The organism is bacterium, from assembly GCA_040757115.1.
Lineage (GTDB): Bacteria > UBA9089 > CG2-30-40-21 > CG2-30-40-21 > SBAY01 > JBFLXS01.
The window spans coordinates 1-1,847 of the sequence record JBFLYA010000407.1 but is presented as its reverse complement, the minus strand read 5'-3'; the positions used below and the strand labels follow the sequence as shown (position 1 = coordinate 1,847).

At 35.8% G+C, this 1,847-nt stretch carries 1 protein-coding gene; it reads left to right on the top strand.

Features of this window, described 5'->3' with window-relative positions; genetic code table 11:
- Positions 1-770 precede the first annotated feature (770 nt).
- Positions 771-1,562, top strand: a complete 792-nt coding sequence (locus tag AB1422_19200) for a UPF0164 family protein (GenBank protein ID MEW6621428.1) — start codon at positions 771-773, stop codon at positions 1,560-1,562.
- Positions 1,563-1,847 lie beyond the last annotated feature (285 nt).

The following is a 1,847-nucleotide window of genomic DNA, read 5'->3' as shown; positions in this document are numbered from 1 at the left end:
TTCACGGTGTCAAGCAAACCTGGCCCAAGAGTTCGATGCACCGCTATAGCGCATCCAATGACTCTATTCGATAATTCATCAAATTTCACTTCGTGCTCTCCGTACCCTTCGTGGTGAATAGTTACTTAAAATATAACATAATTTTCTTTTATTGTCAAGAGGCTGGCGAGAATTTTTTTAAAATATCTTATACTATTTTGGTAAAACCTACTAAAATTAATTAAAAATTAAGTAACCGTTCACCGCACAGACACAGAGACGCAGAGAAGAAAATTAAAATTTATGATTAACCAATCTGGCTTGCCTGCTGAACATTCGGCAAGCAGGTTCTATTGTCGTGTTGAGTAAGTTTTGCACGGCGTATCATCAGATTTCATAACCTGCAAACGGATAATTGGTAACTGGTAACTGGTTAAATAGTTTCGTCCTGAGATCAGCCGAACGGTATTTAATTACCAGTTACCAATCACCAGTTACCAGAATCAAATTCCGTGCGTTATTTGTTCAACACGACACTATGTATTTCAATGTCTGCATCAATAATCTTTTTATGTGATTTAATTTATTTCTATGTCTTCTCTGTTCCTCTGCGTCTCTGCGGTAAATTACCACCTGAACGGTCTCCAGGGAGTTGAAAACAAATAAAAATCCTTGACTTAAATAAAGATAGAGGGTATAATGGATACAAGTGTTCATCTGTGAATTTTCCGCCATCAGAGAGCAAGTGCTTACTTTAGATGAATGCCTTTTAAAATGGGTTAATTTTTAATATGAGGATTGTTTTCCTGTTTTTACTAATAATATCTAATGTTGAGGCGGCTTTTGAGAATAAGACTTTAAGTGTGCGAGCAGAAGGAATGGCTGGGGCTTTTACGGCTGTTGCCGATGGTGCTGAGGCTATTTACTATAATCCCGCAGGATTGGCTCAGCTTAACCTCAACGAAATTACCTTCTTTTATACCCATCCTTTTGACCTGCCAGATTTAAAACAAAATCTTATCTATTTTGCTCAATCGTTCCCCAAAGGAGGTAGAGGTTTTTCATATCATCAGTTCATCGCCTCTACTAATTATAGAGAAGAATTATTAATCGTTGGTCTGGGCACTTTTGTCCATAGAAATCTTTGTCTTGGAATTAATTTTAAACAGATGTATTTAAAGATTGGTGGATATGGACAGGAGGGTGACATTGGGATAGATGTTGGGGGATTATACGAAGTTAGTCCAAAAATAAAGATGGGATTAGCTATCTTTAATTTAAACCAGCCATTGATTGATGTCGAAAAAAGCTATAATTTAGGGTTAAGCATTAACCCAAAAGAAAATCTTACCATCGCCGTTGATTTAGAAAAAACCAATCGGTTTGATTTAGAGATTAGACTGGGGCAGGAATTTTGGCTTACCAATAATTTTTGTTTTCGGGCAGGGATGAAAAGGAATCCCCAGACTCAGCCAACTCTAGGGATAGGGATATTAATTAACCTTATTCAGCTTGATTACGGGTGTATTTTTCATCCTGCTTTAGGACCAACCCACCTTTTTTCTTTAACTAAATGGTTTTAACCTCGACATTGCAATAATTCTTCTCCCTTATGTTTTCAAAAGATTTCAGCCCATTAAAATTCACGAAACTATAGCATTTATGTAAGCGTTCAGGTGGTGTAACAAAAGGAGATGTGGAGATTAAGGAGATAGGGAGATATTATAAAAAAATTGAAATTAATAGAAACTAATAGAAATTTATGGAAATTTGTTGTTTTCCCCAATCAATTTCTACCTATTTCTATAAATTTCAATCTATTTCTATTATCTTATCTCCATATCACTCTTATCTCCTTATCCCCTTTC

Coding starts and splice junctions, on each gene's coding strand:
- AB1422_19200 (MEW6621428.1), top strand. CDS start 771: ATGAGGATTGTTTTCCTGTTTTTACTAATAATATCTAATGTTGAGGCG.